The 22659-nt window shown below is 46.4% G+C and carries 28 protein-coding genes; 9 read left to right on the top strand and 19 right to left on the bottom strand.

Features of this window, described 5'->3' with window-relative positions; translation table 11 throughout:
• Positions 1-34 precede the first annotated feature (34 nt).
• Complete coding sequence (locus AC6ESP_RS18800; RefSeq protein WP_497098271.1) at positions 35-682, top strand: metal-dependent hydrolase; 648 nt, start codon at positions 35-37, stop codon at positions 680-682.
• Positions 683-735: 53 nt separating this feature from the next.
• On the opposite strand, the gene AC6ESP_RS18795 is transcribed toward AC6ESP_RS18800, so the two are convergent.
• From AC6ESP_RS18795 to AC6ESP_RS18785, 3 genes are read right to left on the bottom strand one after another with little or no spacing between them, the layout of a single operon-like run.
• A complete protein-coding gene (locus tag AC6ESP_RS18795; protein WP_497098270.1) occupies positions 736-1020 on the bottom strand; it encodes a HesB/YadR/YfhF family protein in 285 nt (94 codons plus the stop codon).
• Positions 1021-1037: 17 nt separating this feature from the next.
• The gene (locus tag AC6ESP_RS18790; RefSeq protein WP_497098269.1) at positions 1038-1232 is read right to left on the bottom strand and encodes a hypothetical protein; all 195 of its coding nucleotides are present in this window, start codon (positions 1230-1232) and stop codon (positions 1038-1040) included.
• A gap of 16 nt (positions 1233-1248) precedes the next feature.
• Positions 1249-2019, bottom strand: a complete 771-nt coding sequence (locus tag AC6ESP_RS18785; protein ID WP_497098268.1) for a metallophosphoesterase — start codon at positions 2017-2019, stop codon at positions 1249-1251.
• Here AC6ESP_RS18785 and AC6ESP_RS18780 point away from each other — a divergent pair.
• Positions 2011-2412, top strand: coding sequence for a dienelactone hydrolase family protein (locus AC6ESP_RS18780; RefSeq protein ID WP_497098356.1), 402 nt, complete (start codon positions 2011-2013; stop codon positions 2410-2412). The genes AC6ESP_RS18785 and AC6ESP_RS18780 overlap by 9 nt on opposite strands.
• 108 nt (positions 2413-2520) lie before the next feature.
• Here the strand turns inward: AC6ESP_RS18780 and AC6ESP_RS18775 are convergent, their stop codons facing one another.
• From AC6ESP_RS18775 to AC6ESP_RS18755, 5 genes are all read right to left on the bottom strand, one after another.
• On the bottom strand, positions 2521-4737 hold the full coding sequence (locus tag AC6ESP_RS18775; RefSeq protein ID WP_497098267.1) for a heavy metal translocating P-type ATPase: 2217 nt from the start codon (positions 4735-4737) through the stop codon (positions 2521-2523).
• Positions 4738-4900: 163 nt separating this feature from the next.
• Positions 4901-5407, bottom strand: coding sequence for a metallophosphoesterase family protein (locus tag AC6ESP_RS18770; protein WP_497098266.1), 507 nt, complete (start codon positions 5405-5407; stop codon positions 4901-4903).
• A gap of 78 nt (positions 5408-5485) precedes the next feature.
• The gene (locus tag AC6ESP_RS18765; RefSeq protein ID WP_497098265.1) at positions 5486-5656 is read right to left on the bottom strand and encodes a hypothetical protein; all 171 of its coding nucleotides are present in this window, start codon (positions 5654-5656) and stop codon (positions 5486-5488) included.
• Complete coding sequence (locus AC6ESP_RS18760; RefSeq protein ID WP_497098264.1) at positions 5653-6663, bottom strand: TIR domain-containing protein; 1011 nt, start codon at positions 6661-6663, stop codon at positions 5653-5655. Before AC6ESP_RS18760 ends, AC6ESP_RS18765 begins: the two co-directional genes overlap by 4 nt.
• Positions 6664-6733: 70 nt before the next feature.
• Positions 6734-7639 carry a LysR family transcriptional regulator gene (locus AC6ESP_RS18755; protein WP_497098263.1) on the bottom strand — a complete coding sequence of 302 codons (906 nt, stop codon included), beginning with the start codon at positions 7637-7639 and terminating at the stop codon, positions 6734-6736.
• A gap of 138 nt (positions 7640-7777) precedes the next feature.
• Between AC6ESP_RS18755 and AC6ESP_RS18750 the strand changes: the two genes are divergently transcribed.
• Entirely contained in the window at positions 7778-8416 is a 639-nt protein-coding gene (locus AC6ESP_RS18750) for an acyl-CoA thioesterase (protein WP_497098262.1), read from the top strand.
• A gap of 110 nt (positions 8417-8526) precedes the next feature.
• On the opposite strand, the gene AC6ESP_RS18745 is transcribed toward AC6ESP_RS18750, so the two are convergent.
• The 4 genes from AC6ESP_RS18745 to AC6ESP_RS18730 form a co-directional block, all read right to left on the bottom strand.
• Positions 8527-9189 (bottom strand): ThuA domain-containing protein, encoded by a 663-nt coding sequence (locus AC6ESP_RS18745; RefSeq protein ID WP_497098261.1) that lies wholly within the window; start codon positions 9187-9189, stop codon positions 8527-8529.
• Between the two features lie 30 nt (positions 9190-9219).
• Entirely contained in the window at positions 9220-9915 is a 696-nt protein-coding gene (locus AC6ESP_RS18740) for an SDR family oxidoreductase (RefSeq protein ID WP_497098260.1), read from the bottom strand.
• Between the two features lie 24 nt (positions 9916-9939).
• A complete protein-coding gene (locus tag AC6ESP_RS18735; RefSeq protein ID WP_497098259.1) occupies positions 9940-10404 on the bottom strand; it encodes a VOC family protein in 465 nt (154 codons plus the stop codon).
• Positions 10405-10635: 231 nt separating this feature from the next.
• On the bottom strand, positions 10636-10935 hold the full coding sequence (locus tag AC6ESP_RS18730; protein ID WP_497098258.1) for a GNAT family N-acetyltransferase: 300 nt from the start codon (positions 10933-10935) through the stop codon (positions 10636-10638).
• A gap of 378 nt (positions 10936-11313) precedes the next feature.
• Here AC6ESP_RS18730 and AC6ESP_RS18725 point away from each other — a divergent pair, with 378 nt between their 5' ends.
• Positions 11314-12063, top strand: a complete 750-nt coding sequence (locus AC6ESP_RS18725; protein WP_497098257.1) for a DUF4183 domain-containing protein — start codon at positions 11314-11316, stop codon at positions 12061-12063.
• 84 nt (positions 12064-12147) lie between these two features.
• Positions 12148-12432: a DUF4183 domain-containing protein gene (locus AC6ESP_RS18720; RefSeq protein ID WP_497098256.1), complete on the top strand. Its 285-nt coding sequence runs from the start codon at positions 12148-12150 to the stop codon at positions 12430-12432.
• A gap of 250 nt (positions 12433-12682) precedes the next feature.
• Here the strand turns inward: AC6ESP_RS18720 and AC6ESP_RS18715 are convergent, their stop codons facing one another.
• Complete coding sequence (locus AC6ESP_RS18715) at positions 12683-13351, bottom strand: RNA polymerase sigma factor (RefSeq protein WP_497098255.1); 669 nt, start codon at positions 13349-13351, stop codon at positions 12683-12685.
• Between the two features lie 179 nt (positions 13352-13530).
• Between AC6ESP_RS18715 and clpP the strand changes: the two genes are divergently transcribed.
• Together clpP and AC6ESP_RS18705 are read left to right on the top strand one after the other, a co-directional pair.
• Positions 13531-14115: an ATP-dependent Clp endopeptidase proteolytic subunit ClpP gene (clpP, locus tag AC6ESP_RS18710; protein ID WP_497098254.1), complete on the top strand. Its 585-nt coding sequence runs from the start codon at positions 13531-13533 to the stop codon at positions 14113-14115.
• A gap of 142 nt (positions 14116-14257) precedes the next feature.
• Positions 14258-14662: a LysM peptidoglycan-binding domain-containing protein gene (locus AC6ESP_RS18705; RefSeq protein WP_497098253.1), complete on the top strand. Its 405-nt coding sequence runs from the start codon at positions 14258-14260 to the stop codon at positions 14660-14662.
• Between the two features lie 123 nt (positions 14663-14785).
• Here AC6ESP_RS18705 and AC6ESP_RS18700 read toward each other — a convergent pair whose 3' ends face one another.
• The 4 genes from AC6ESP_RS18700 to AC6ESP_RS18685 form a co-directional block, all read right to left on the bottom strand.
• Positions 14786-16126 (bottom strand): phosphotransferase, encoded by a 1341-nt coding sequence (locus AC6ESP_RS18700; protein WP_497098252.1) that lies wholly within the window; start codon positions 16124-16126, stop codon positions 14786-14788.
• A gap of 31 nt (positions 16127-16157) precedes the next feature.
• Positions 16158-16586, bottom strand: coding sequence for a GNAT family N-acetyltransferase (locus AC6ESP_RS18695; protein ID WP_497098251.1), 429 nt, complete (start codon positions 16584-16586; stop codon positions 16158-16160).
• Positions 16573-17163, bottom strand: coding sequence for a GNAT family N-acetyltransferase (locus AC6ESP_RS18690; protein WP_497098250.1), 591 nt, complete (start codon positions 17161-17163; stop codon positions 16573-16575). The genes AC6ESP_RS18695 and AC6ESP_RS18690 overlap by 14 nt, the downstream gene beginning before the upstream one ends.
• Before the next feature lie 316 nt (positions 17164-17479).
• A complete protein-coding gene (locus AC6ESP_RS18685) occupies positions 17480-18760 on the bottom strand; it encodes an adenylosuccinate synthase (RefSeq protein WP_497098249.1) in 1281 nt (426 codons plus the stop codon).
• 102 nt (positions 18761-18862) lie between these two features.
• On the opposite strand from AC6ESP_RS18685, the gene AC6ESP_RS18680 reads away from it, so the two are divergent.
• Positions 18863-19762 carry a LysR family transcriptional regulator gene (locus AC6ESP_RS18680; protein WP_497098248.1) on the top strand — a complete coding sequence of 300 codons (900 nt, stop codon included), beginning with the start codon at positions 18863-18865 and terminating at the stop codon, positions 19760-19762.
• Between the two features lie 136 nt (positions 19763-19898).
• Positions 19899-20969 carry an SDR family oxidoreductase gene (locus tag AC6ESP_RS18675; RefSeq protein ID WP_497098247.1) on the top strand — a complete coding sequence of 357 codons (1071 nt, stop codon included), beginning with the start codon at positions 19899-19901 and terminating at the stop codon, positions 20967-20969.
• Positions 20970-21027: 58 nt separating this feature from the next.
• On the opposite strand, the gene AC6ESP_RS18670 is transcribed toward AC6ESP_RS18675, so the two are convergent.
• Entirely contained in the window at positions 21028-21399 is a 372-nt protein-coding gene (locus tag AC6ESP_RS18670) for a winged helix-turn-helix transcriptional regulator (protein WP_497098246.1), read from the bottom strand.
• A gap of 220 nt (positions 21400-21619) precedes the next feature.
• On the bottom strand, positions 21620-22609 hold the full coding sequence (locus tag AC6ESP_RS18665) for an inorganic phosphate transporter (protein WP_497098245.1): 990 nt from the start codon (positions 22607-22609) through the stop codon (positions 21620-21622).
• Positions 22610-22659 lie beyond the last annotated feature (50 nt).

The following is a 22659-nucleotide window of genomic DNA, read 5'->3' as shown; positions in this document are numbered from 1 at the left end:
TTTGACACTTGAATAGTCAGTCACAGGAGGAATTATGAAAGGCTCTACTCATCTTACAATCGGGGTTGCCATTGGTGCAGCAGCCTCTATCTACTACCCGTTCACGTTCACGAATGCTGCCGCCTACGTCGCGGTTGCCGCACTATCCGCCTTAAGTGCGGATCTGGATGGCCCAAGTCTGCTAAGCTCCAAGCTCGGCAAGCTATCCAAGCTGCTGGACAGAACGCTTGACTGGGGAGGCTGGCTATTAGTCGCTGCTGTTATCTATCTGTATCTGTCAGACGGCTATGTGAACATGAAGCTCACTATCGCTTCCGTTGCTATCGTAATGCTTGGACTAGTCGCGCGACAAGGCAATATTCGCAATGGACTGGTCAGCTTGATAGGCGCTTGTTTCATCTATGGAGGCTTTAATTATGGTATGAACTGGCTCATAGGGTTCGGTGCATTCGTTGCCGTAGCACCTTGGCTTAAGCATCGCGGGATGACGCATACCGTATGGGCTGTTGTGATCTGGGGAGCTATTGGCTGGGGCCTGCAGCAGCAGCTTCAATTAGCAGGTATTATGAATGTGGCTATCTGGGGCTATATTTCTCATTTAGTTGCAGATACACTTACACCTAGTGGAGTGAAATGGTTCTACCCGATTTATAAAAAATCAATTAAGATTCCTCTACCCTAAACGAAAAGACGCTTCCCTCCCAGCAATTCGGTGGAAGGAAGCGTCTTATGCTATTACAGTGTATCGTGCCGGAGGAATACGATATTATCATGGCGAAGGTCAATCGTGAGATCCTTCCCATCCATATACCATGCGTCATTCTCTTCCATATAGAAATAGATGCCGTCTGCAGTTGTTGACACGAGTGGGTAGCGCGCTTGATCCTTCATAATACCGAAGGAGAAGGCATCCTCGCCTCCGCCGCTGTATCTCACATAGATGCGTATGCTATCCTCGTCCTTGAAGCCCCATTCCTGCTTGAAGCAGGCTGTAGCGGCAGCTGTCACCTTCATTTTCATCCTAATCGCCTCTTATCCTATTCTGTAATGATCCATACCTTGCCGTTCCATACCACTTTGTCAGAGGCCATAAGATCTGTTGCTGCCTTCTCGTGCGGAATCCGGAGCTGCTTGCCGTGTACCTCGATGAGATAATAGCCTTCCAGCACGGCCAATACGATTCCGACTCGCTTGATCTGGCAATGGCTGTCTTGCTCCTGCGGCTTACCCATCTGTACCCTCTCCTCTTTACAATTCATGAAGGGTCACTTCACTCCGGATAAGGAACCGAGCATTAGGTCCGGCCTGACTAATCCCTTTAGATATATAAAAGGTGCCATTCTCGGTGGTATGCATGCCTTTGTAGACACCGCTGGCAGCAAGCTTGCCTTTATTAATGAACCCGAATAAGAAGGGCACATGGAACTGCATGCCATGGAAATGCCCTGCCATCAAATACGTATACTTGTGCTTCATGTGAAGCACGATATTCGGATCATGCGACAACACGATGGTCGGCTTGTCAGGTGCTGCCTTCCCATAGGCCTTATCTTCCTTGCTATGTCTCGTTCCCCAATCATCTATGCCAATCATATGGAACTTTCCACAATCATAATGCCGATTCGACAGAAGTTCAACACCTTCTGCCTTGAATATCATCATAAGCCTATCCAATTCCATCGCCTTCAGCCGGTGATCATGATTGCCTAAGACTGCAAATACAGGAATACCTTGTGAGACAATTGCATGGATATAGCGCTGCACTTTGGACAGATAACGTACATTCTGTGTAAAATCCCCTGTTAGAACAATATACGATGGTTGCTCGCTCTGAATCAGCTTCTGTATGCGCTTGGCGCTAATTCTGATTTTCTCCACATGTAAATCACTAATTTGCATGATCTTGAGACCGAGGCCTGCATTGAAGCTGACCCTTTCTACCTTCAACCACTGCGTTGGGAAGATAAGAAAGATATACAACAAAACGACAATTAGAGCCAGAATCGCAATATAGAACATGAATTACCTCCTTACTCCAGCGAGCTGTGCTCGGGGCAGATTGCTTCCGTAGGCTTCTGTATGGGAGGCGCCATCTCCGCAGAACTGGCCGCGGCTGAGCCAGAGCTTAACGGAGCTGTTGTATTCTATGGTCGTCTTCCTGCTCAGCTTGCTGCTGGAATACATAGCCCCTTGTTTGGCTTCTTTGGTGAACTCGATACGGGTATTACTTCTCTCGTGCCGGATTTCGCTGAAGCGATGAAGCAGCAGGAGAAGGCTTTCGATTATGTGATCTACACGAACGCCAAGCATGCATTCTTCAACGATACGGGCGATGGCTATCATCCAGAGGCTGCTGTAGACGCCTGGGAGAAGACGATGGCCTTCCTAGAAGCCAGCTTACGCAACGCATAAGCTACTATAAGCAAGATAACAACCGGAAGCGCTAGCCTCCGGTTGTTATCGCTTGCCTGCTATTATTAAGAATACCTGATTTGAACGAGGTAGGACAAGTTTTCCACTTTAGAGCTTCATTCTCTGCAGTCTTAATGCATTAAGAACGACCGATACGGAGCTTAATGCCATCGCAGCACCTGCCACCCACGGCGCTAACCAGCCCGCAGCCGCAATAGGGATGCCAATCACATTATAGGCAAGTGCCCAGAACAAGTTTTGCTTAATATTACTCATCGTCCTTCTGCTCATCCATATCGCATCCGGAATGCTGTTCAAGTCACCGCGCATTAAGGTAACATCCGCCGCTTCCATCGCAACGTCTGTGCCTGTACCGATCGCCATGCCAATATCAGCTGTCGCAAGTGCGGGAGCATCATTAATACCGTCCCCTACCATCGCGACTTTCTTGCCTGCTGCTTGCAGCTTTTTGACCTCATCCGCTTTCCCCTCAGGCAGCACTTCTGCAATAACATGCTCAATACCAGCTTCACGGGCAATAGCTGCAGCCGTCCGAGCATTATCGCCTGTAATCATCACAACGTCTAGTCCGAGCTCACGCATTCTAGCAACAGCTCCTACAGACGAATCCTTGATTGTGTCAGCTACGGCAATAAGACCGGCATATTGACCATTAATTGCGGCGAGCACGGCTGTCTTACCAGACTCCTCCAACTCAGTCATTTTAGCCAAAGCTTCTTCATCCAGCTGTTCAATCGCATACTTGCGCAATAGAGCTCGAGTTCCTACGAGTACTTCCTTACCTTCAACGACGGCATGTATTCCGAAGCCCGGCAAAGATTCAAATTGTTGAACCTGAGGCAGCGGGATACCTCTTGCCGTAATATTCGTGACGATAGCTTCCGCAAGCGGATGCTCGGATCGATTCTCGGCCGCACCTACAACAGCAAGCAGCTCATGCTCTGTGTAAGCCGGTGATGCAGCAACGTCCGTCAATGTCGGCTTCCCTTGTGTAACCGTTCCAGTCTTGTCCAGCAGGACGGTTGTAATCTGCTGTGTCGTCTCCAGATGCTCCCCGCCTTTGAACAAGATCCCGAATTCTGCCGCACGTCCAGAGCCAGCCATAATCGAGGTGGGCGTCGCTAATCCCAGCGCACATGGACAAGCAATGACCAACACAGCAATCGCCTTCTCGAGCGCTCCAGCGAATTGCCCAGGCTCCAGCCAGAAGTACCAGAGTAAGAAAGCTGCTGCCGCAATGCCTACCACGATCGGTACGAATATTCCCGATATCTGGTCTGCAATCCGTTGAATCGGTGCTTTGGAGCCTTGTGCTTCTTCGACTACTCTTATGATTTGAGCAAGCGCAGTATCTCGGCCAACCTTCGTTGCCTTCATCTGGAAGCTGCCATTCTTATTAATCGTTGCGCCATATACATTGTCTCCCGGTCGTTTGTCTACTGGGAGACTTTCTCCAGTCAGCATCGATTCATCAATTGCCGATGATCCCTCGATAATTTGACCGTCAACTGGTATTTTCTCACCGGGCTTAACCATAATGAGTTCACCAATCGCAACCTGTTCAATTGGAATGAGCAGCTCTTCACCATTCCGCCATACGAGCGCCGTCTTCACCTGCAAGCCCATTAATGTCTTAATTGCTTCCGAAGAACGACCTTTCGCTAAAGCTTCAAACCATTTGCCCAGTAGAATCAATGTAATGAGTATGGAGCTCGTTTCATAATACAGCTCAATCATAGCACCATGTGAATCATGACCAGTAGACGTTAAGGTTAAGTATAAGCTGTAGAAATAAGCAGCTGATGTGCCTAGTGCAACGAGCACATCCATATTCGCGCTTCGATTCGCCAGTGCCTTATAAGCCCCTTTGTAGAAAGACCAGCCTAGCAAGAATTGAACAGGTGTTGCGAGCGCGAATTGGAACCAAGGATTGTTGAATAGGCTTGGAACCCATAAGAACGAGGTGAAGGAGAAATGTCCAGCCATTGCCCACAGAAGCGGGAATGACAAGATCGCACCGCTCATCCATTTCACCATCTGCCTGCGCAGCTCGCGTTGACGTCTGTCAGCACTCTTCTGTTCTTCAACTTTAATGACCGCAGAGTAACCCAGCTGCTCGACCTTCTTGATCATATCGCTGACATCAATTTTTTCCGAGCTATATTCCACAAGGGTTGTTTCTAACGCGAAGTTCACAGTAGCCTGTGTTATCCCCTCTAATTTATTCAAACCCTTCTCGATCCGATTAGCACAAGCGGCACAGGTCATGCCTGATATTTCTAACGTTGCTTGCTTATTGTCCATCGTATAACCCACCTCAGTTTCTGTCTGTTGTATCGTATACCCTAGGGGGGTATAACCTTATGACTGTATCTTATAATACCCCATAGGGGTATGTCAATAAGCTTTTCACCTTATAAAAAAAACCAGGCCTGCGATTGATTACTCGCATTAGCCTGGTTCCTCATTATTCCTTATTGTCGTAATAAACATGTTTGGCTCGAATCGGACCCTCGCCTATCTCTAGAATACCAAAAGAGTACCGCGGCTGCTTCCTCTTAGCCGTTGGCGATCCTGGATTGAACAAGAGGATCCCATTGTGATGCTTAAGCAGCGGTATATGTGAATGTCCGAACACAATTGCGTCTACATCCGAAGCAGAGAAGGCCTGTACGGCATTTTGCTGTGCTGTTTTTTTGGGAGATGGCAGATGACCGTGAAGGAGACCGATACGCTTCGTATGACAGGTCACTATTTTCTGATGTCCAAGCTTATTAATCATTGATTCACCATCATTGTTCCCAGCAACTCCTACAATTTTCGCATAGCGAGAAAGCTCGGCATACACATTCAGACTAGTCCAATCACCGGCATGAATGATTAGCTCTGCATCATCCAGCTCCTGTCGAAGTCTTGGAGGCAAGGCTTTGGCCATACGCGGCATATGCGTATCAGACACCACTACGATCTTCATAACGACAGGCCACCTCCTAGCTATAGACCGCAAAAAACCCGGATTGCTCCGGGTATATATTCATTAGATTATGATTGATTAAATATAGGATGGCTTCTTATATACCGCTTTGCGTTCAAAGACGACAACATATTCCTTGTCGCTTCCATCTAACGAAGGAGCGATATACACCGAATCCTCATTACGTTTCTTAGATGTAGATTTACGAATAAGTCCAAGTTTCTCCTTGCTTCCATTCGTCTTGTTCATTGTGAATCCCCTCCAAACAAATAATGAATGGTGTCCATAAGCTCACTATTATGATCCGCAAGCTGTGCCAGCTCAAATTCTGAGGCTGCATGAGAGCCTGCCAGATGAACCGTTATAACATATTCCTTACCAACAGGATAACACAGCAAATAACCTGTCGCAACAAGCTTTCCCATTTTTAGGAATCTCATTGTGCTATTCAGGAACGCATCCACGACGAGCACCTTGGACTCCCCTTCGGCTTTGCCTTCATTCGTATGATAGGGAAAGAACCGGCCTTTGCCAACGTTTCCTGCGATTTGTCGCATTCCGTCCATTTCAGCCTGCCAGATGGCTGCACCCGTAACGCGGTAGCCCTCCAGTGGTGATGGATCATAGGCTATGCGAATCGCTTCATACATCTGTTCATAGTGGTTAGGCTTATTGAACGTGTTTTTGTTGAATTCATAAAAAAAATGAAGCAGATTTTGTCGACGTTTCTTCTCAATTACCTGTTGCTGAAGCAGCTGTACCGGATCTTTGAATAAACCGAGCGCTTGAATTCGGCTCATAACCTCATCACAAGCTAAGTTGACAGCGGCATCGTAATTGTTGTCTGAGCGCTGCTCATAATGCAGGACCGTTAATCCCTGTAGATCAGAGGGTAGATGAAACTCATCAATAGCTTGCCCTTCTCGCTCATGAGGTACACTTTCCGGTATAAGAAAGAATACCCGTTCTCGTCGAAGCTTACCCCAGAACATGCCCATCTCAAAAACCGTATTGTCCCGTGGAGCCAAATACGATTTGCCTCTCATGAACACGATATCATCCGATGCCAACACGAATACTGCAAAATCACTTGCCTGAAGCTGACGCTCAAGTGCATCTATTGTATAATCATTCGCTTTGAACGTGCCTGCATGCCACGGAGTTACCTCTGCGTAATAATGTAGCGCTCTATGTATGGCATTCACATATTTGATCGCCTCTCTAGAAGAACCAATGAATAATCTCGGCTTCGTCACGTCTGGTCTCCTTTAATTGACAGTAGTGACACTTATTATACTAGCAAATGCATGGAGCGAGAAGGAGTCGCTAGTAGGAAACCGTATCTGCGTCAGTGGTATCTGCTTGAACGAAACTGATCCACTCTCTTGCTGCGAACGATATATAATTATCCTTACTCCAGATCATGGCCAGTCTCCAAGGAATAACAGGACGTTCCAGTTGAATGATCCTGAATCTCTCCCGGTCAAGAGATCGGCATACTCGATTAGGAAGTAGTGTTATGCCTAGCTTCGCAGATACCATCTCCGTCATGAAATCCCATTGGGAGCTCTCGAACACAACCTCAGGCTCGAATCCCTCCGCTCTGCAAGCGTCTTTAATGAGATGATGCACTCTGAACTCCTCACGGAACAATATGAGCGGTTCATGCTCCAATTCCATGAGATCCACACGCTCTCTTCCAGCCAGCCGATGGGAAGGATCTGTAACCAGCATGAGCTTATCGTTCATAACGGACTGAAAGTGAAAAGAATCCTCTGCTTCTACTGGTAGAATAACAAGCCCAGCATCCAGCTCACCGCTCTTGATATCCGCCTCAATGCGCTTTCCACCCTGCTCGACCAGCTTCATCTGTATATTGGGGTATACGTAATGGAACCGCTCAATGATAGAAGAGAAGAAGTGCCCGCCCACCATAGGGGGAATGCCCAGACGAAGCGTTCCCTTCTGAAGCATCATGAGATCATTAAGCTCATCGGTCATGTTGTCCATCGACTTCAGAATCTGCTGCGATGAGCGCAGAATCGTCTGCCCTGCATCGGTTAGTTTAATGGATTTCGCCGATCGATCGAATAAGATACAGTCGAGCTCCTCTTCAAGCAGTCTTACCATCTTAGACAATGTGGGCTGACTGACATGCAGCACCTCAGCTGCTTTCGTGAAGCTGCCTTGCTGAGCGACAGCAGTGAAATATTTCAAATGTCGAAAATCCATATGCGCAGGCCTCCGCAAGTTTCTGTTATAGCTAAAAGGAATGAAAACCATTCGATATATGTATTTTACCTATTCATCATTCGGGTGTAAATTAGTTCAGTAGCATTGTACATCAAACACCCGAAAGAAGGAAATCATATGTTTACCCCAACTGACAGGCGCTCGCGCAAACCATCGAGTGCATCCTATACGATTAAAGCTTCCATTGTTTTGCCACCGGATACGAATCATCATGGTACGATATTTGGCGGCAAATTAATGGCTTATATTGATGATGTAGCCACTATTGCCGCAACTCGACATGCACGTAACCCGGTTGTTACTGCATCGACTGACTCCGTTGACTTTCTCCACCCTGTTCGCAAAGGCGACGCTGTATGTCTGTCTGCCTTCGTAACTTGGGCGCATACAACTTCAATGGAGGTATTCGTTCGCGTCATTACAGAAGATCTCCTCACTGGAGAACGCAAAGTGTGCGCAACCTCCTTCTTGACCTTCGTTGCACTTGGCGAGGATGGCAAGCCAACACCTGTACCCGAGGTTCTCCCAGAAACAGATGAGGAGATTAAGCTATTCGAGACTGCTCAGGAACGAAAAGAAGCCCGCAAAATCAGAAGACAGGAAAGCAAAATGTTCGCTAACATCATGGATGTGGATACACGATTAGGCTCTGGCACTAGACGCAATGAAGCGTACAGAGAACGGAGCTATGAAGCATCTAATACCGAGAGCAGTCGTCTTAGCGCTTATGCAAGCGCATGGGATACGGAATGGTAGCTTACACTTAACCATATGGACAAAAGAAATCCTCTAGCCCATTGTCACTCTTGAGTGAAACGATAGGCTAGAGGATTTTTGGGTTTGTAGTGTTACTCAGCTCAGCTAAGTTAGTCTGCTCTTGCACACCATCGAATACAGATCTCCAGCAGCCTAGCCATCTCTGGCAGCAGTAAGCTTGCCTGATTATGTGCAGGGGTTAAGCAGCATACACGTCCATCACCGTAAGGATGCGACCAGCCTCCGATGGATTCTCCGTCCTTAGATGAGGTCTTCAGGAAGACGGTAGTGCTCTCTTCGTCACACTGAACGAAATATTGCTCTTCGAAGGACTCGAAAGCTACTGATGAATCTGCAGCTACTGCATCATCAACGGTATGCTGAACAGGCTCGAACCGAACAAGAGTCTGCTCTGGGTGATAATCGAAGTACCCGCGTGTCATGGATACATAAGCACCATCAACCGGATAAGAAGCAAGACCCGAATGCCAAGCAAGCCAGCCCCCGCCTTCATGAACGTAAGCTAACATTTGCTGCTCGATCTCCTCCGTTAACCAATGGTCATCCGAAGGATTCAGCTTATCATCCTTAAATAAGATAACGGCATCCGGCTTCGCTTCCAGCTCCACTGACAATCGCTCTACAGAGGTATAACGAATGTGTACATTCCCGCTTCTAATCCATGAGGCTAAGCTATGCTCAATCGCTTCTGTGATGATACTCTCCGCGTGATAATAATCGCCAACAATTGCAACAATCGTTCGAGTATTCACTATAGGGATAGCTCCTTTTATACGGATGATCTAAATGGGCATAGCATTTCCTTTGTAATCGATGAAGGTCGTATCCGTTACAACCTTTCTTTCTATGAGATCGATAATGCCTGCCGCGCTTTGACGAGGATGGGTAGGCGCACTACTGCCGCCCATATCCGTCTGCATCCAGCCTGGATGTACGGCATAGACAGCAATGTCTCTTGCTTTCACGGCATGCTTAAGCTGCTGGGAGAACATGTTGAGAGCGGTCTTGGACATCGCATAGGGATAGTCGCCGCCATAAGCGTTCGTTATGCTTCCCGCTTCTGAGGAAATATTGATTATCGTTCCTCCGCCTTGTCTCATGAGAGGCAGCAGATGCTTAACTACTCGAATGGAGCCGAATACATTGATCTCAAAAGATAACGAGAGCTGCTCCATATCCAGCTGTTCAATGGACTTATCCCGCCCAGCGAGTATTGCAGCATTGTTCACGATCGCATCGATTGAGTGATCGTTAATAGTCAACGCATCCGCAACCTCTGCGATCGAGGACTCATCAGCGACATCCAACGTCACGATCGTTAATCGTTCCGGGTAGGTTGTCTTCAAGGCCGATAAAGAGCTGTTCGCATCTAAGCTTCTGGCGCCAGCAATAACGGAATGCCCTCTCTCAAGCGCTTCCATTACTAGCTCCAAGCCAAGTCCCCGATTAGCTCCTGTGATTAGAATCGTTTTGTTCATCTAGGCCGTTCCTCTCTAAGCGTATTATTCGCTCGCTTCATTCTTATCGTTCTCGAGCAGTTCAATAAGTACCTTAAGCTGGGGAAAAGAGTCCATATACGCATACCGCCCGCCTGTATATTCACCTTTTTGCTGTAAAGCCATCCCTCTAGCTTCCATTAATGCAATCTTTTCTTTCATTCCTTCAATAACAAAGGCTATGTGATGCGGTCCTTCACCATGTTCATCCAAATAGTTTCTCCAAGTACTAGGGTGGTGGTCCGGTTCTATCAGCTCCAGCTGCAGCGAACCCATATCGAAGAATGCAAGCTTCGCTCTCGCTTCTGACTTCGCCCTCATATACTCCGTCTGAGCAACCTCTGGCGTATCGGTTAGGAACCATTGCGGCTTGTCTACGCCGAAGAAGTCAGCGTAGGCTTGACTCGTAGCCTCAATATCACGTACGAGAATACCAATCTGTGTAATCGTACGATTGCCAAGAATAGTCATCTTCAACTTCCTCTCTGTGAGTAAAGTAGTATAGACCCAGCATCTGAAGCGTAAGCGTTCTCATGCTCCATATACTAGATTCTTCGTGCACAATCGTTTCCCTGCATCTTTTTGGTTAAAACTATATTTCCGTTAATTCCGGTAGGAACAGAATGATATAGTTACCCAAATAAAGGTTACATAAAATTTATTATGTAAACCATACTGCGATCAATGGTTGTCGAAGTTGAATTACAGTTCTGTCCATGTCGATCTCACAGAACCGATTCTCATTCCGACCCGCTCCATATTGCGATGACTCGGTGACAGCAGCGTGCATTGGCTAACGACAAGTCCACAGCCTTGATCGCAGGCCTCTCTAATTCTTCTGCGCAATAACGCCTGCTGCAGGCCAAGCCTACGATATTCGGGAAGCGTTGCCGCAAAGGTTAGAGAGGCGATGCCGTTATGGAAATACATGACGCCAACTGCTGCGGGATGACCACTGATGCGAGCGACGTAGAAGATCCATCCTGGTCGGTTGTAGACCACTTTATTGTTGGCAGCAATGCTTGGAATCCCCTCTTCGGACAGTCCCGTTCCACGGCAATGAATAGTCGCATACAGCTCAAGTTCATCCTCCGCCAGTTCATCAATGGTTATAGTAGAAGACTCTTCTGCTACTGCTGCTAACTCCGTAACTTCTCTTACCTTACCGTTGGTTAATCTAATACTTCCTCCTTGCCTACCAAGCCTATTTTAGGGAAGATAGGTTTCAGTCTACTAATTATCTGACAATGGTCCATTCATCTAACTAATTGATGACATAATATAGGCATAGGAGAAATAAGGAATATTTTATCGAAATTACGGCCTATCCATGAAGAATTGGCTCTGCATACTGCATAATGTACAGGGAGGTGTTTGTATTTGAAATGCTTTAAAACCCATAAAAAGAGACAGCATAAATGTCGTACACAGAAAAGAAAAAAAGTAATATTATTTACAAGGAATAAATTCGTTTGTTCCCTGAAAAGGAAAAACACTAAAAAAAAATGTAAGCTAATCCGAAAGAAGTTGTGTGTACGAAAGAAGTTATGTGTACAAAAGAAAGTTAATGTTCCGATTCTAGTTCCACCAGGAATACAAGGACCGCAAAGACCTCGTGGTGAACTTGGGCCTACTGGGTTGCAAGGACCGCCGGGACCTCAAGGTGTACAGGGGCCTACTGGGTTGCAAGGGGCACCGGGACCTCAAGGTGTACAGGGGTCTACTGGGTTGCAAGGGGCACCGGGACCTCAAGGTGTACAGGGGCCTACTGGGTTGCAAGGGGCACCGGGACCTCAGGGTGAACAAGGACCTCCTGGTCCGCTGCCCGATGTCACCATTATACCTTCGATAGATAGATTCTTTTATATTCCGCTTTCAGATCTAGTACTATCTGACCCTATAATTATTTCAGCTAGTCTGTTCACAGATGATAATGGAAATTCTATTACTTCCTTTCCAAGTTTGGGCATAAATAGTTGTAACTATCTTTTCATTAACGGGATATTGCAAGAAGGCAGCATATATAGCGTAAATCCAAATGCATTAAATCTCTACCCCCAAGGAAACATTATTTATGCAGGTTCACCAATTATAGTAAATATCATGCAATTCATTGCTCAAGTCTCATAAAATTGGTGTATTTCTATCAATTGATAAGCCCTCAACCTTCTTAGTAACTTTCATATAATAATACTGAGAAAGGGGGTGAGAACTATGGCTATTGTCAAACCCTTTATGGCTGCCAGAAGATTTACTGCTACAGCAGGAGACGGTACAGGTGTCGGCGTTGCATATAATATTCTTGCTACTGCCACCACCAATGATGCCGGTGCTGCTGCCACAGCCTTTCCAACTGCACCTGCATATTATAATCTTTATATTAATGCTCAGATCCAATCAGCTGATACTTCAACTGTTACCACTGCTGAAATCACTATTCCTGATGGAGACACACTCGATCCAGCGACTCCAATTGTAATTGAATTCGTTGTAAACTAATTCAAGATGAGAATGCTGACAACCCCTTTTCTTGGGATTGTCGGCATTTATCACTAAATACATACCAAAAGGCCACCCATTTTGTTCGGTTCCAGCTTCAGAAATTACTACCTCAATCTCTTCAATCAGTGATTTCTTCTCAACGAGGAACCCCTTGTACGCTTGATATTCATTTTATACTTATATCACCTTTCCACCATGTCATTCAAATCCAGCTGTTTTCAGGCCTTCCTTGTCATGCATTCGTCTATTAAGCAGCCATACGAATAGCTGGCTGCTTCGCTGTATTAACCACTTTCCCAAGCAATCTTCCGGCAACGACTGTGGGCGGTATTCCATCAGTTTGAGCTAACGCTATTAGTGTATCCATATCGTCTGACTGATAAGCGGAAGCAATCGCTCGGATATAATCCCTCATCCCTTCATCTACAGGTGCTGCTTCCTCACTCCGCTCGAGCTCATCTCGAACAGCTCCTAGGGACTGACGTGCCCGATGCGAGGCAGCCTTGATTGCACCCTCTGACATCCCGAGCCTAGCCGCTGTCTGCTCTATGGAATAGCCAATCACATCGCGCAGCAGGAACACGGTCCTCTGGAGCGGGGATAAGTGCTTAACGAGAGACTGAAACGCATGTTCAAGCTCTACAGAACCATATTCCGGCCAAGTAACCGTTTGTGGTTTCTCAGATCTGCTTATTTTAGTGAACACCTTGTTTCTTCGTGCTTGGTCAATCCACGTATTCCGAGCAATCCTCATCAGCAAAGCTTCGGGGTTCGCATGCTTATTCTCCTTCAACATCCCCCATGCCTTCACCCATGCATCTTGAACCAAATCCTCGGCGTCCCAATTAGAGCCTGTTATCGATAAGCAGTAACGGTATACTGCGAGCTGGATCTGCTTGCTGTTCTCATTCGTCATGCCGCATCCTCCTTCAACGGTATATTCCTTAATTCATAAACGAATGAAGCTGTTCAAAAGATACGCGACATCCAACTTGATTCTGAATGATGTGCTAATGCTCTATAAGCCGTATCTTATAGCAGTGTTTATTCGTTTACAAGGAGAAAGCAAACCAATTCCCCATGGAGGTTATAACAATGAGTATCCCTATCCCTTATGTTGTTGAACAGACGAACCGCGGCGAGCGCTCCTATGATATCTATTCCCGTCTGCTGAAGGATCGCATTATCTTCCTTGGCTCTGCAATCGATGACCAGATTGCGAACAGCATTACTGCACAATTGCTATTCCTCACCGCTGAAGACCCAGAGAAGGATATCTTCATGTACATTAATAGCCCTGGAGGTTCAACCTCGGCTGGTTTCGCAATCTACGATACGATGCAATTCATTAAGCCCGATGTGCATACGATATGTACAGGGCTTGCTGCCTCCTTCGCTGCCATATTGCTGCTGGCAGGCGCCAAGGGCAAGCGCACAGCGCTTCCGAACAGTGAAATTATGATTCATCAGCCTCATGGAGGCACTCAAGGGCAAGCCAGCGATATCGCGATAAGTGCGAGAAGGATCGTCCGCATTCGAGAAACCTTGAATCAGATCGCTGCTGAGCGGACAGGACAGCCGTTAGAACGCATTGAGAAAGACATGGACCGTGATTACTTCATGTCCGCAGATGAAGCGGTAGAATACGGCATGATTGATAAAGTGATTAGATCTCTATAGTGGTATACAGCAAATGATCTAGGCATGTCGAAGCTTGCCTAGATCACTTTCAGTTGTGAAATCCTGACCTATTCATGAACCAATTATGACTCCAACACATAGAGTAAATAGTCAAATGACTATGTTAACGGAGGTTGTTAAAATGAATCGTGCGTTTACCCCTTTTGGTGGAGGCGGCTTCCGCCGTCCGTTCCGTCCCTTTCGTCATCCGTTTTTCCCTAGGCGTGCTTTATTTCCTTTCTTCTTCTTTTCCCCTTTTTTCTTTCCGTTCTTCCGGGAAGACGACACGCGTAATGACATGTACTTCGCTCAACATCAAGCGCAAGCAGGAGAGAACTTAGAGAGTGTATCACACATGTACAACATGCCGTACCCTATTCTTGAAGAAGCTAATGCTCATATCGCTAACCCGCATCAGCTGCAAGCTGGCGAGACCGTCATGATCCCGCGTATATCCCATATGTACTGTCACAAAACGTATATGGAACAAGATATGCCTGTTCAGAGTGAATCGAATCAACCACAGCCACAACCGCGGCCATACTAAATAAAATGAGTCGAAATGGCTGTACCAAGCACATATGTAACATGAGGTAAAGGAATCAATACCTAATAACCCCTAACCAGCTGTATGATTCGGTTAGGGGTTATTTGCGTCTCACCTTACGAGCTAGGCTAGACTGGTTTCATGGGACAACACATGCGTATTTAGATAAGCATTGCTCTTCAGTATGCTAACGATCCTTGGTAAGGTTTGTTTATTTTTAGGAAGAGCCTCCACGGTTCTATAGAGTAAGAGCCATCTCAAGCAGGCAAGAGCTTCAAACCTCTCGAGCTCGTCTGTCGAATAGCTATGTCTTGCGGCAAAGGCGTCCTGATACATTTTCCCGTACCGTGGCCCGATGTATATGTTAATTATAAATACCGACCAGGCGATATCAAATCTTGGATCACCAAGCTGCCCATTCGTCCAGTCAATGACCGTATAACCGTTAGCTCCCTCAACAATATTGCCGAGATTATAATCACCGTGAATGATGTTATTCTGAGTAATATCACATTGTTCCACAAGCGGATGAAGTACAGCATAGATATCCTCCTGCTTATCGACAGCTGGATAGAAATAGCTGATAAAATCATAGAGCTGCAGGGTGGAAGGATCAAGCGTTGTAAGCGGCAATTGATGGATATCCATAAGAATGGTCGCAAGCTTATTACATACAGTGGAATTAACCTTACTTAACGGATTCCCGTCGAAGCTCATCAGTAATACCGCATTGCGATCGACATCCTCCCCCCATCCGAGCGGCTGTGACACAGCCAGCCCTTGCTTAAACATCTGATCCAGCAAATGATATTGTTTGTAGATATCAGGCTTGGATTGCTTATTCCATACTTTCAGCACCATAAGGGTATCACCATGTTTAATCTGAGTTACCTCTGCCTCCAGTCCAGAAACCATTGCCAAGGTTTGATAGGGATGATTACTGTCTAATAATTCGGTTAGTGCATTACTTCTCTCGTGCCATGTAATGGATTGAAGAAGATCATTCGCGGGCTGCTGCAGCTTGGTGGCAATTTGCTTCAAATGATGAAGATCATGCTCAACAAAAATATCTAAAAAAATTGTTGCTGAGAAGGTGTGATGCTCTTCACCAATTGTAAATATGGCCTCTGGATCTATTCCGCTTATACGTTCTACTAAGGAATGACGAGTGTCCGCGAACTGATTAATGATACTGTTAACGGAGTCGAATTTCTCTATGTAGCGGATGGCTTCTTCATTATGCAGATCATGATCTGGATAGGCTGGCAGATGAGCGCCATTACTCATGGCTGGAATCACATGCTCCAGATTGAATTTATCCCAATAATAAAGATGCCCAATGATTTCTCTAATCGACCATTTCCCTTCAGCAATCGGTTCTACAAGCATGGAATCGGGTGTTTTTTGCAATTTCTTTATTTCAGCAATCGTATTACGAAACATAGTAAGCGCTTTAAAATCCATTGGAAGCCTCCTCCGTTCTATGCCATCAATATTAGTTAGGCGAGCTTACTCTTTTGAAATAAATGAGTTCAGGATCGCCTTCATCCAGGTTCTCAATGACACCGCTTCTCGTATAGCCCAATCTCTCACATACCTTTTGCATAGCAAGATTAGATTCGTTGGTGGAAGTAAATAGCTTCTCCGTGAGGCAGTTGTCCTCGATATAGCTGATAAGCTCCGAGGCTACACCGAGTCTTCGGTATTCCGGATGTATGATGACTAGCGATATGTAGCTGTATCCAAAAAAGGATAAATCAAAGGTGGCATATCCAACTGCAGCCCCTTCTTGTCTTGCTAGGATACACTCATTCCGCTCAATTGCTGCTGCGAGCATAATACGCCTGTTCTGGTTGCCCATGATTAGACTGTCTAATCTACAGACGGTTTCTAAATCCTCTATAGTGGCTTTATTCAGCTGCATCATTGTTGCTCCTCTTTTGTCGTTTCGTCATTTCATTGTATTCATCCTCGAGTATGGCCATCATGATCATATCGTGATATTGCCCTGATGCGAACAGGACATCACGCTGTACGCCTTCCTGACGGAATCCGAGCTTCCCATAGACATGGATTGCCCTTGGATTAAACGCGAAGACACCTAGATGAATCCGGTGTAGCTCTAACGTATAGAATCCATGCCCTAGCATGAGAGCCATCGCCTCTGATCCGAAGCCCTTGCCTGTATGCTTCTCCCCGATAGCAATACGAATATTAGCACTGCGATTCATGGAATCAATCTCATTCAATACAACCTCCCCAAGCAGCTCGTTCGTCTCCTTCGATACGATCATCAAGTCGATCCGCTCTTCACTTGGAATAGCAATTCGATTGATCCAACGAACGATTTCATCATAACTATACGATTGCTGCGTCCCCGTAAGCCTAGTTAGCTCTGCATTCTGCATCAATTCATAAAAGGCAGCAGCATCAGATTCATGAGCATAGCGCAGAACAATGTCATTACCTTGTAGAATAATTCCTGCTTCGATTGCTGTCATTTGTGTATCCTCCTTACGATCACGCGATTCGCTTTATATGACTAATGATATCATCACACACTTCCAAATTCACCCTTTTCTTGTTCAAATAAGATTCTTTTATAGCAGGAGTTCTGAAGAGGCCTAATTAAAAAAAGAGTAGAACGTATGTTCTTAGTCCGTAAATTAGGGCATTTTATTGATCAATGACACCTAGTTTTTATAATGAAACGGCAGCATATTCAACGAAAAAAAGCTGCAAAACGCAGCTTTTTCTATAATAATGGTCAAAATAAACAAAATAGAACGTATGTTTGCATGTCCGTAATTTGGCATTTTAACGATGAATGACTTGTTCCCGTCTTGGACCAACGGACACCGATGAGACATTCACCCCAATAGCAGATTGTACAAATTCGATATAGCTCTTGGCGTTCTCAGGCAGGTCCTCATATCGCTTAATCTGAGAAATATCGCAGCCCCAGCCTGGCAGATAATGAAGAACAGGCTTGGCTGTATGCAGGATTGACGTCACAGGGAAGTGATCCAGCCTACTGCCGTCCTCCAGCTCATACGCTACACATACCGGAATCTGCTCCAAATAGCCAAGAACGTCAAGATTGGTCAATACTGCTGTTGTTGCCCCTTGCAGCATACACCCATATCGCGTGGCTACTGCGTCGAACCATCCCATACGCCTTGGTCGCCCAGTCGTTGCTCCATATTCCCCCGCGTCGCCGCCAAGGCGTCGAAGCTCATCTGCTTCGTTTCCTTGAATCTCAGAGACGAACGGCCCCGCGCCCACACAGCTGGAGTAAGCTTTAACGATCGCAATGACTTCCGTAATCGCATAGGGTGGAAGCCCGGCTCCGACTGGTGCGTATCCCGCCAGTGTGGATGAAGAAGTCGAATAGGGATAAATGCCATGGTCTGGATCACGCAGTGCTCCCAATTGCCCTTCGAGCAAGATGGGCAGCTTCGACTTATAGGCATTATGCAAGACAGCCGTCGAATCGCCGACGAATGATGCTACAGCGTTACCTTGCTCTAGTAGATATGTGAGTAAAGAATCCAGCTCAATCGGAGGCTGTTCGTACAAATGCTGCAGCAGAACATTTTTGCTGGCAAGCATTTGAATCAATCGTTCCTTCAACCGGTTAGGGTGAAGGAGCTCACCTATCTGGATACCCAGCTTCGCATATTTATCCGAATAAAATGGTGCAATCCCACGCTTCGTCGAACCGAAGCTCTGTGCGCCGAGACGTTCTTCCTCGAGCTCGTCGAACAGTCGATGCACGGGCAAGACCACCTGTGCACGCTCTGAGATAATCAGCTTCGGCTCTGGAACACCTCTAGCGGCGAGCTCTTGTAATTCTCCGAGCAGCACTTCCACATCTACAGCGGTTCCTGGACCAATAATATTCGTCACATTCGGGTAGAACACGCCAGAGGGCAGCATATGCAGCGAGAATTTGCCATAGTCGTTGATAATGGTATGCCCTGCATTGCTTCCACCTTGATAACGAACCACATAAGAGGATTGTGCAGCTAGAACATCCGTCATCTTCCCCTTGCCTTCGTCTCCCCAATTCGCACCTACGATTGCGGTTACAGTCAAATACTCCGCCTCCCAGCTTGTTTTCCATTACATGGCTTATTATAATGGCAATAAACTTATTAGAATAATTGATATTACTAATATCTGATATAAAGTGAGGTAATGGTATTGGAAGTGAATTTGGAATGGTATCGCGTTTTCTACTGGACTGCAAGGACAGGCAGCTTGTCTCGTGCAGCACAACAGCTGCATATCACGCAGCCAGCTGTGAGCCATACCATCAAGCAGCTGGAAGCGAAGCTTGGAGGAGCTTTATTTTTCCGCACAGCAAGAGGCGTCAAGCTAACGACCGAGGGTGAGGTACTATTCGAGTATGTAGAGAAAGCTTTCCATTACGTAGATATTGGCGAGAAGGCATTAGCTGATCTGCATGACCTACAGCGTGGTGAGATTAATATCGGCGCTAGCGATACCCTGTGCAAACACTATTTGCTTCCCTTTCTTGAGCAATTCCACGAGCTATATCCAGAGATTCGTATTCGTGTAACGAACCGAACGACCCCTGAGACTATTTCCCTTCTCAAGGAAGGGGCTATCGATTTCGGAATTGTCAGCTTGCCTGCATCGGATAAACAGATTGATGTCCATCTCTGCAGCTCAATCCAGGACTGTCTGGTTGGCGGCAAGGCTTATGCTGGATTAGCGCAGGGCCCTGCATTAACACTCGAAGACATCCATCACTATCCTCTTCTTATGCTGGAGCAGGGAGGCAGCACGAGACGTTCATTGGACAAATACGCCACCTCTAATGGTGTTACGCTAATGCCCGAGTTCGAGCTGGGAAGTATTGATCTCTTGGTTCAGTTCGCTCGAAGCGGATTCGGGCTCTCCTTCGTCATTCGAAATTATATATTAGAGGAGTTAAGCAGTGGTGAGCTTGTGGAAATTCCACTCAAGCCTTCCCTTCCAGAGCGCCATATTGGTATCGCAACACTTCGCGGTGTCCCGCTCTCGGCTGCATCGAGGTCGATTATTGCTTTATTGCTTAAGGGAGAAGCATAAAATACCGTGTCGACTCATTCCCTCCATCCACAGTTAAATATTACTTTCAAGTAACTATAGGAGTTCAAAGTGCGTACTTCACAGATTTACTCTTCTGCCTCACAATAACCATCATAAAGCAGAGGAGGAATTACCTATGATACAACAAGCAACGAATTCAACTAAAACGGCTCTTGTCGTTGGAGCTAATGGAGTAATCGGAAGGAATCTCATCGATTATCTGATAACCCTCCCTGAATGGAATATCATAGGCGTATCGCGGCGTGGTGGAGAAGACTCCGGTAAGGTCAGGTATGTGGCAGTAGATCTGCTGAATGAAGAGGATACAAGCGCAAAGCTTGGCAGTGTTACCGACGTTACTCATATTTTCTACGCTGCTTATCAGGATCGCCCTACATGGGCCGAACTGGTTGAACCCAATCTGGCTATGCTCGTTAACGTGGTCAATGCAATTGAACCGATCGCTTACAACCTGCAGCACATTAGCCTAATGCAAGGCTATAAGGTGTATGGTGCACATTTAGGTCCCTTCAAGACGCCTGCGCGGGAGACAGATGCGAACCACATGCCTCCAGAATTCAATATTGATCAGCAGCAATTCCTTGAAAGCCGTCAACCCAGAAGCAGTTGGACTTGGTCGGCCCTTCGTCCATCTGTCGTCAGTGGGTTTGCATTAGGCAATCCGATGAACCTCGCAATGGTTATCGCCATCTATGCTTCCATGTCGAAGGAGCTCGGAATACCACTGCGTTTTCCCGGGAAGCCAGGAGCTTACAATACGCTGCTAGAGATGACGGATGCGACCTTACTCGCTCACGCGACAGTCTGGGCGGCAACGGATGAACGGTGTGCGAATCAGGCATTCAATATTACGAACGGAGATTTATTCCGATGGAATGAGCTTTGGCCGAAAATTGCAGCATTTTTCGAACTCGAGACTGCCCCGCCACTGCCGATGACGTTAGATGTTGTTATGGCTGATAAGGAGGAGCTATGGCGCTCCATGGTGGAGAAATATAGTTTAATGAATAATAGCTATAAGGATGTTTCCTCGTGGAAGTTCGGAGATTTTGTGTTCTCTTGGGATTACGACTTTTTCGCTGACAGCTCCAAAGCGCGCCGCTTCGGCTTCCATGACTACGTAGATACCGAAAAAATGTTTATAGACATTTTTCAAGACTTCCGCGATCGAAAGATCATTCCTTAATTCAATAGTACTAGGACTATGACCGGTTCCTCTAATAAAGGGACCGGTTAATGGTACCTTATTCATCCGACAGAGGGGCTTCGAACAATATCCTTCCCCTATCGCCGTACACCCTTTCAATATGCGCATCGCCCCATCTGCACATGAGATGAAGAATAGCTTTCAAGCTCCATCCATAGTCCGTCAGCTCATACTCCACTTTTGGTGGTACTTGATTATAAGAAATACGGTACACAATGCCATCATCAACGAGTTCCCCAAGCTGCTGGGTTAGCACTTTCTGTGAGATCCCTGGCATTAATCGTAAGAATTCTCCATTCCGCTTCTTGCCGAACGTCAAGTGAAACAAGATAACAGGCTTCCACTTGCCCCCAATCACTTCAAGGGTGGCTTCCACCGCAGTATTATAGGTTTTATCTGGCACCTGCATGGTCTGTAATCTCCTCTTCTCTTTCTAGCTCTGATTTATTCTCTAATACTGAAGTAAATAAGGCATCTATTGCCATATTATCATGTTCGAATCTGAATTTGGCGACAACAAAAAAGTCAGCTTACTAGGCTGAGTTGGTCATTGACCTATGAAGCTTATCTGTACCTCAAACAAAGTCATTCATACAAAGTTAACATAATAATTATTATGTTCATCAATTCTAGAACAGCACCTTAAATATAAGAGCAGACAACAAGGCAGATATTGGAATAGTGATGAACCATGTCAATACAATCTGTCCAGCAAGCGACCAATTGACTGCGGAGAAGCGCTTGGCTGAGCCTACCCCCAGAATCGCTGATGTAATCGCATGAGTCGTACTAACTGGCAGATGCAATAATGTAGCGGAGAAAATAACGCTCGCCGCTGAAATATCTGCCGCGAAGCCATTAATGGGCTCGATCTTGAATATTTTCGTTCCCATCGTCTTAATAATCTTCCGCCCGCCAATGGAAGTGCCTAGCGCCATCGCAGATGCCGAAGCGATTTTGACCCACAGAGGCACGTCGAGCGTATCTTGTGCTCCTGCCGTAACAAGTGCGAACGTAATGATCCCCATCGCTTTCTGCGCATCATTCGTCCCATGTGTGAAGGATTGCAGAGCCGCCGTGAACACTTGGATGGTGCGGAAGCCCTTATTGATGGAGTGCGGACTGCGATGTGCGAAGATCCACTTCAGAACCGTCATAACGACATATCCGATCGCGAAGGCGATCAACGGTGAGAGCAGCAAGCCCTTGACGATACTGATGAATCCGCCCCACTTCACCATGTCTGACCCTGCCCCTACGAATACAGCACCCGTAAGTGCGCCAATTAGCGCATGAGAGGATGAAGATGGAATGCCGAGCCACCAGGTGACTAGATTCCAGATGATAGCGGCTATGAGCGTAGCAATGACAATCTCAATCCCATTATCTAGATCAGCTGGATTCGCGACGCTGCCGCCTATCGTCTTGGCAACGCCAGTGAACAGCATGGCTCCCAGGAAGTTCATGCCCGCTGCCATAATAATGGCCGTTCGTAAGGTTAATGCTCTAGTTGAGATTGCCGTTGCAATCGCATTGGCTGTATCATGGAAGCCATTAATGAAATCAAAGGATAGCGCGAGAACAATAACGATGACTAAGACCCATACTGCTATTTCCATTCCAATTCCCCTTCGTATGTACGTACCCTAATGCCATACAAAAAACCCAT

Source organism: Paenibacillus xinjiangensis, from assembly GCF_059686975.1.
The sequence above is the reverse complement of the archived record's forward strand: the minus strand, read 5'-3'. Positions and strand labels throughout refer to the sequence as shown.

Excerpts from the sequence above, each read along its gene's own strand:
- AC6ESP_RS18800 (WP_497098271.1), top strand. The coding sequence starts at position 35 with ATGAAAGGCTCTACTCATCTTACAATCGGGGTTGCCATTGGTGCAGCA.
- AC6ESP_RS18795 (WP_497098270.1), bottom strand. The coding sequence starts at position 1,020 with ATGAAAATGAAGGTGACAGCTGCCGCTACAGCCTGCTTCAAGCAGGAA.
- AC6ESP_RS18790 (WP_497098269.1), bottom strand. The coding sequence starts at position 1,232 with ATGGGTAAGCCGCAGGAGCAAGACAGCCATTGCCAGATCAAGCGAGTC.
- AC6ESP_RS18785 (WP_497098268.1), bottom strand. The coding sequence starts at position 2,019 with ATGTTCTATATTGCGATTCTGGCTCTAATTGTCGTTTTGTTGTATATC.
- AC6ESP_RS18775 (WP_497098267.1), bottom strand. The coding sequence starts at position 4,737 with ATGGACAATAAGCAAGCAACGTTAGAAATATCAGGCATGACCTGTGCC.
- AC6ESP_RS18770 (WP_497098266.1), bottom strand. The coding sequence starts at position 5,407 with ATGAAGATCGTAGTGGTGTCTGATACGCATATGCCGCGTATGGCCAAA.
- AC6ESP_RS18765 (WP_497098265.1), bottom strand. The coding sequence starts at position 5,656 with ATGAACAAGACGAATGGAAGCAAGGAGAAACTTGGACTTATTCGTAAA.
- AC6ESP_RS18755 (WP_497098263.1), bottom strand. The coding sequence starts at position 7,639 with ATGGATTTTCGACATTTGAAATATTTCACTGCTGTCGCTCAGCAAGGC.
- AC6ESP_RS18750 (WP_497098262.1), top strand. The coding sequence starts at position 7,778 with ATGTTTACCCCAACTGACAGGCGCTCGCGCAAACCATCGAGTGCATCC.
- AC6ESP_RS18740 (WP_497098260.1), bottom strand. The coding sequence starts at position 9,915 with ATGAACAAAACGATTCTAATCACAGGAGCTAATCGGGGACTTGGCTTG.
- AC6ESP_RS18735 (WP_497098259.1), bottom strand. The coding sequence starts at position 10,404 with ATGACTATTCTTGGCAATCGTACGATTACACAGATTGGTATTCTCGTA.
- AC6ESP_RS18720 (WP_497098256.1), top strand. The coding sequence starts at position 12,148 with ATGGCTATTGTCAAACCCTTTATGGCTGCCAGAAGATTTACTGCTACA.
- AC6ESP_RS18715 (WP_497098255.1), bottom strand. The coding sequence starts at position 13,351 with ATGACGAATGAGAACAGCAAGCAGATCCAGCTCGCAGTATACCGTTAC.
- clpP (WP_497098254.1), top strand. The coding sequence starts at position 13,531 with ATGAGTATCCCTATCCCTTATGTTGTTGAACAGACGAACCGCGGCGAG.
- AC6ESP_RS18705 (WP_497098253.1), top strand. The coding sequence starts at position 14,258 with ATGAATCGTGCGTTTACCCCTTTTGGTGGAGGCGGCTTCCGCCGTCCG.
- AC6ESP_RS18700 (WP_497098252.1), bottom strand. The coding sequence starts at position 16,126 with ATGGATTTTAAAGCGCTTACTATGTTTCGTAATACGATTGCTGAAATA.
- AC6ESP_RS18695 (WP_497098251.1), bottom strand. The coding sequence starts at position 16,586 with ATGCAGCTGAATAAAGCCACTATAGAGGATTTAGAAACCGTCTGTAGA.
- AC6ESP_RS18690 (WP_497098250.1), bottom strand. The coding sequence starts at position 17,163 with ATGACAGCAATCGAAGCAGGAATTATTCTACAAGGTAATGACATTGTT.
- AC6ESP_RS18680 (WP_497098248.1), top strand. The coding sequence starts at position 18,863 with ATGGTATTGGAAGTGAATTTGGAATGGTATCGCGTTTTCTACTGGACT.
- AC6ESP_RS18675 (WP_497098247.1), top strand. The coding sequence starts at position 19,899 with ATGATACAACAAGCAACGAATTCAACTAAAACGGCTCTTGTCGTTGGA.
- AC6ESP_RS18670 (WP_497098246.1), bottom strand. The coding sequence starts at position 21,399 with ATGCAGGTGCCAGATAAAACCTATAATACTGCGGTGGAAGCCACCCTT.
- AC6ESP_RS18665 (WP_497098245.1), bottom strand. The coding sequence starts at position 22,609 with ATGGAAATAGCAGTATGGGTCTTAGTCATCGTTATTGTTCTCGCGCTA.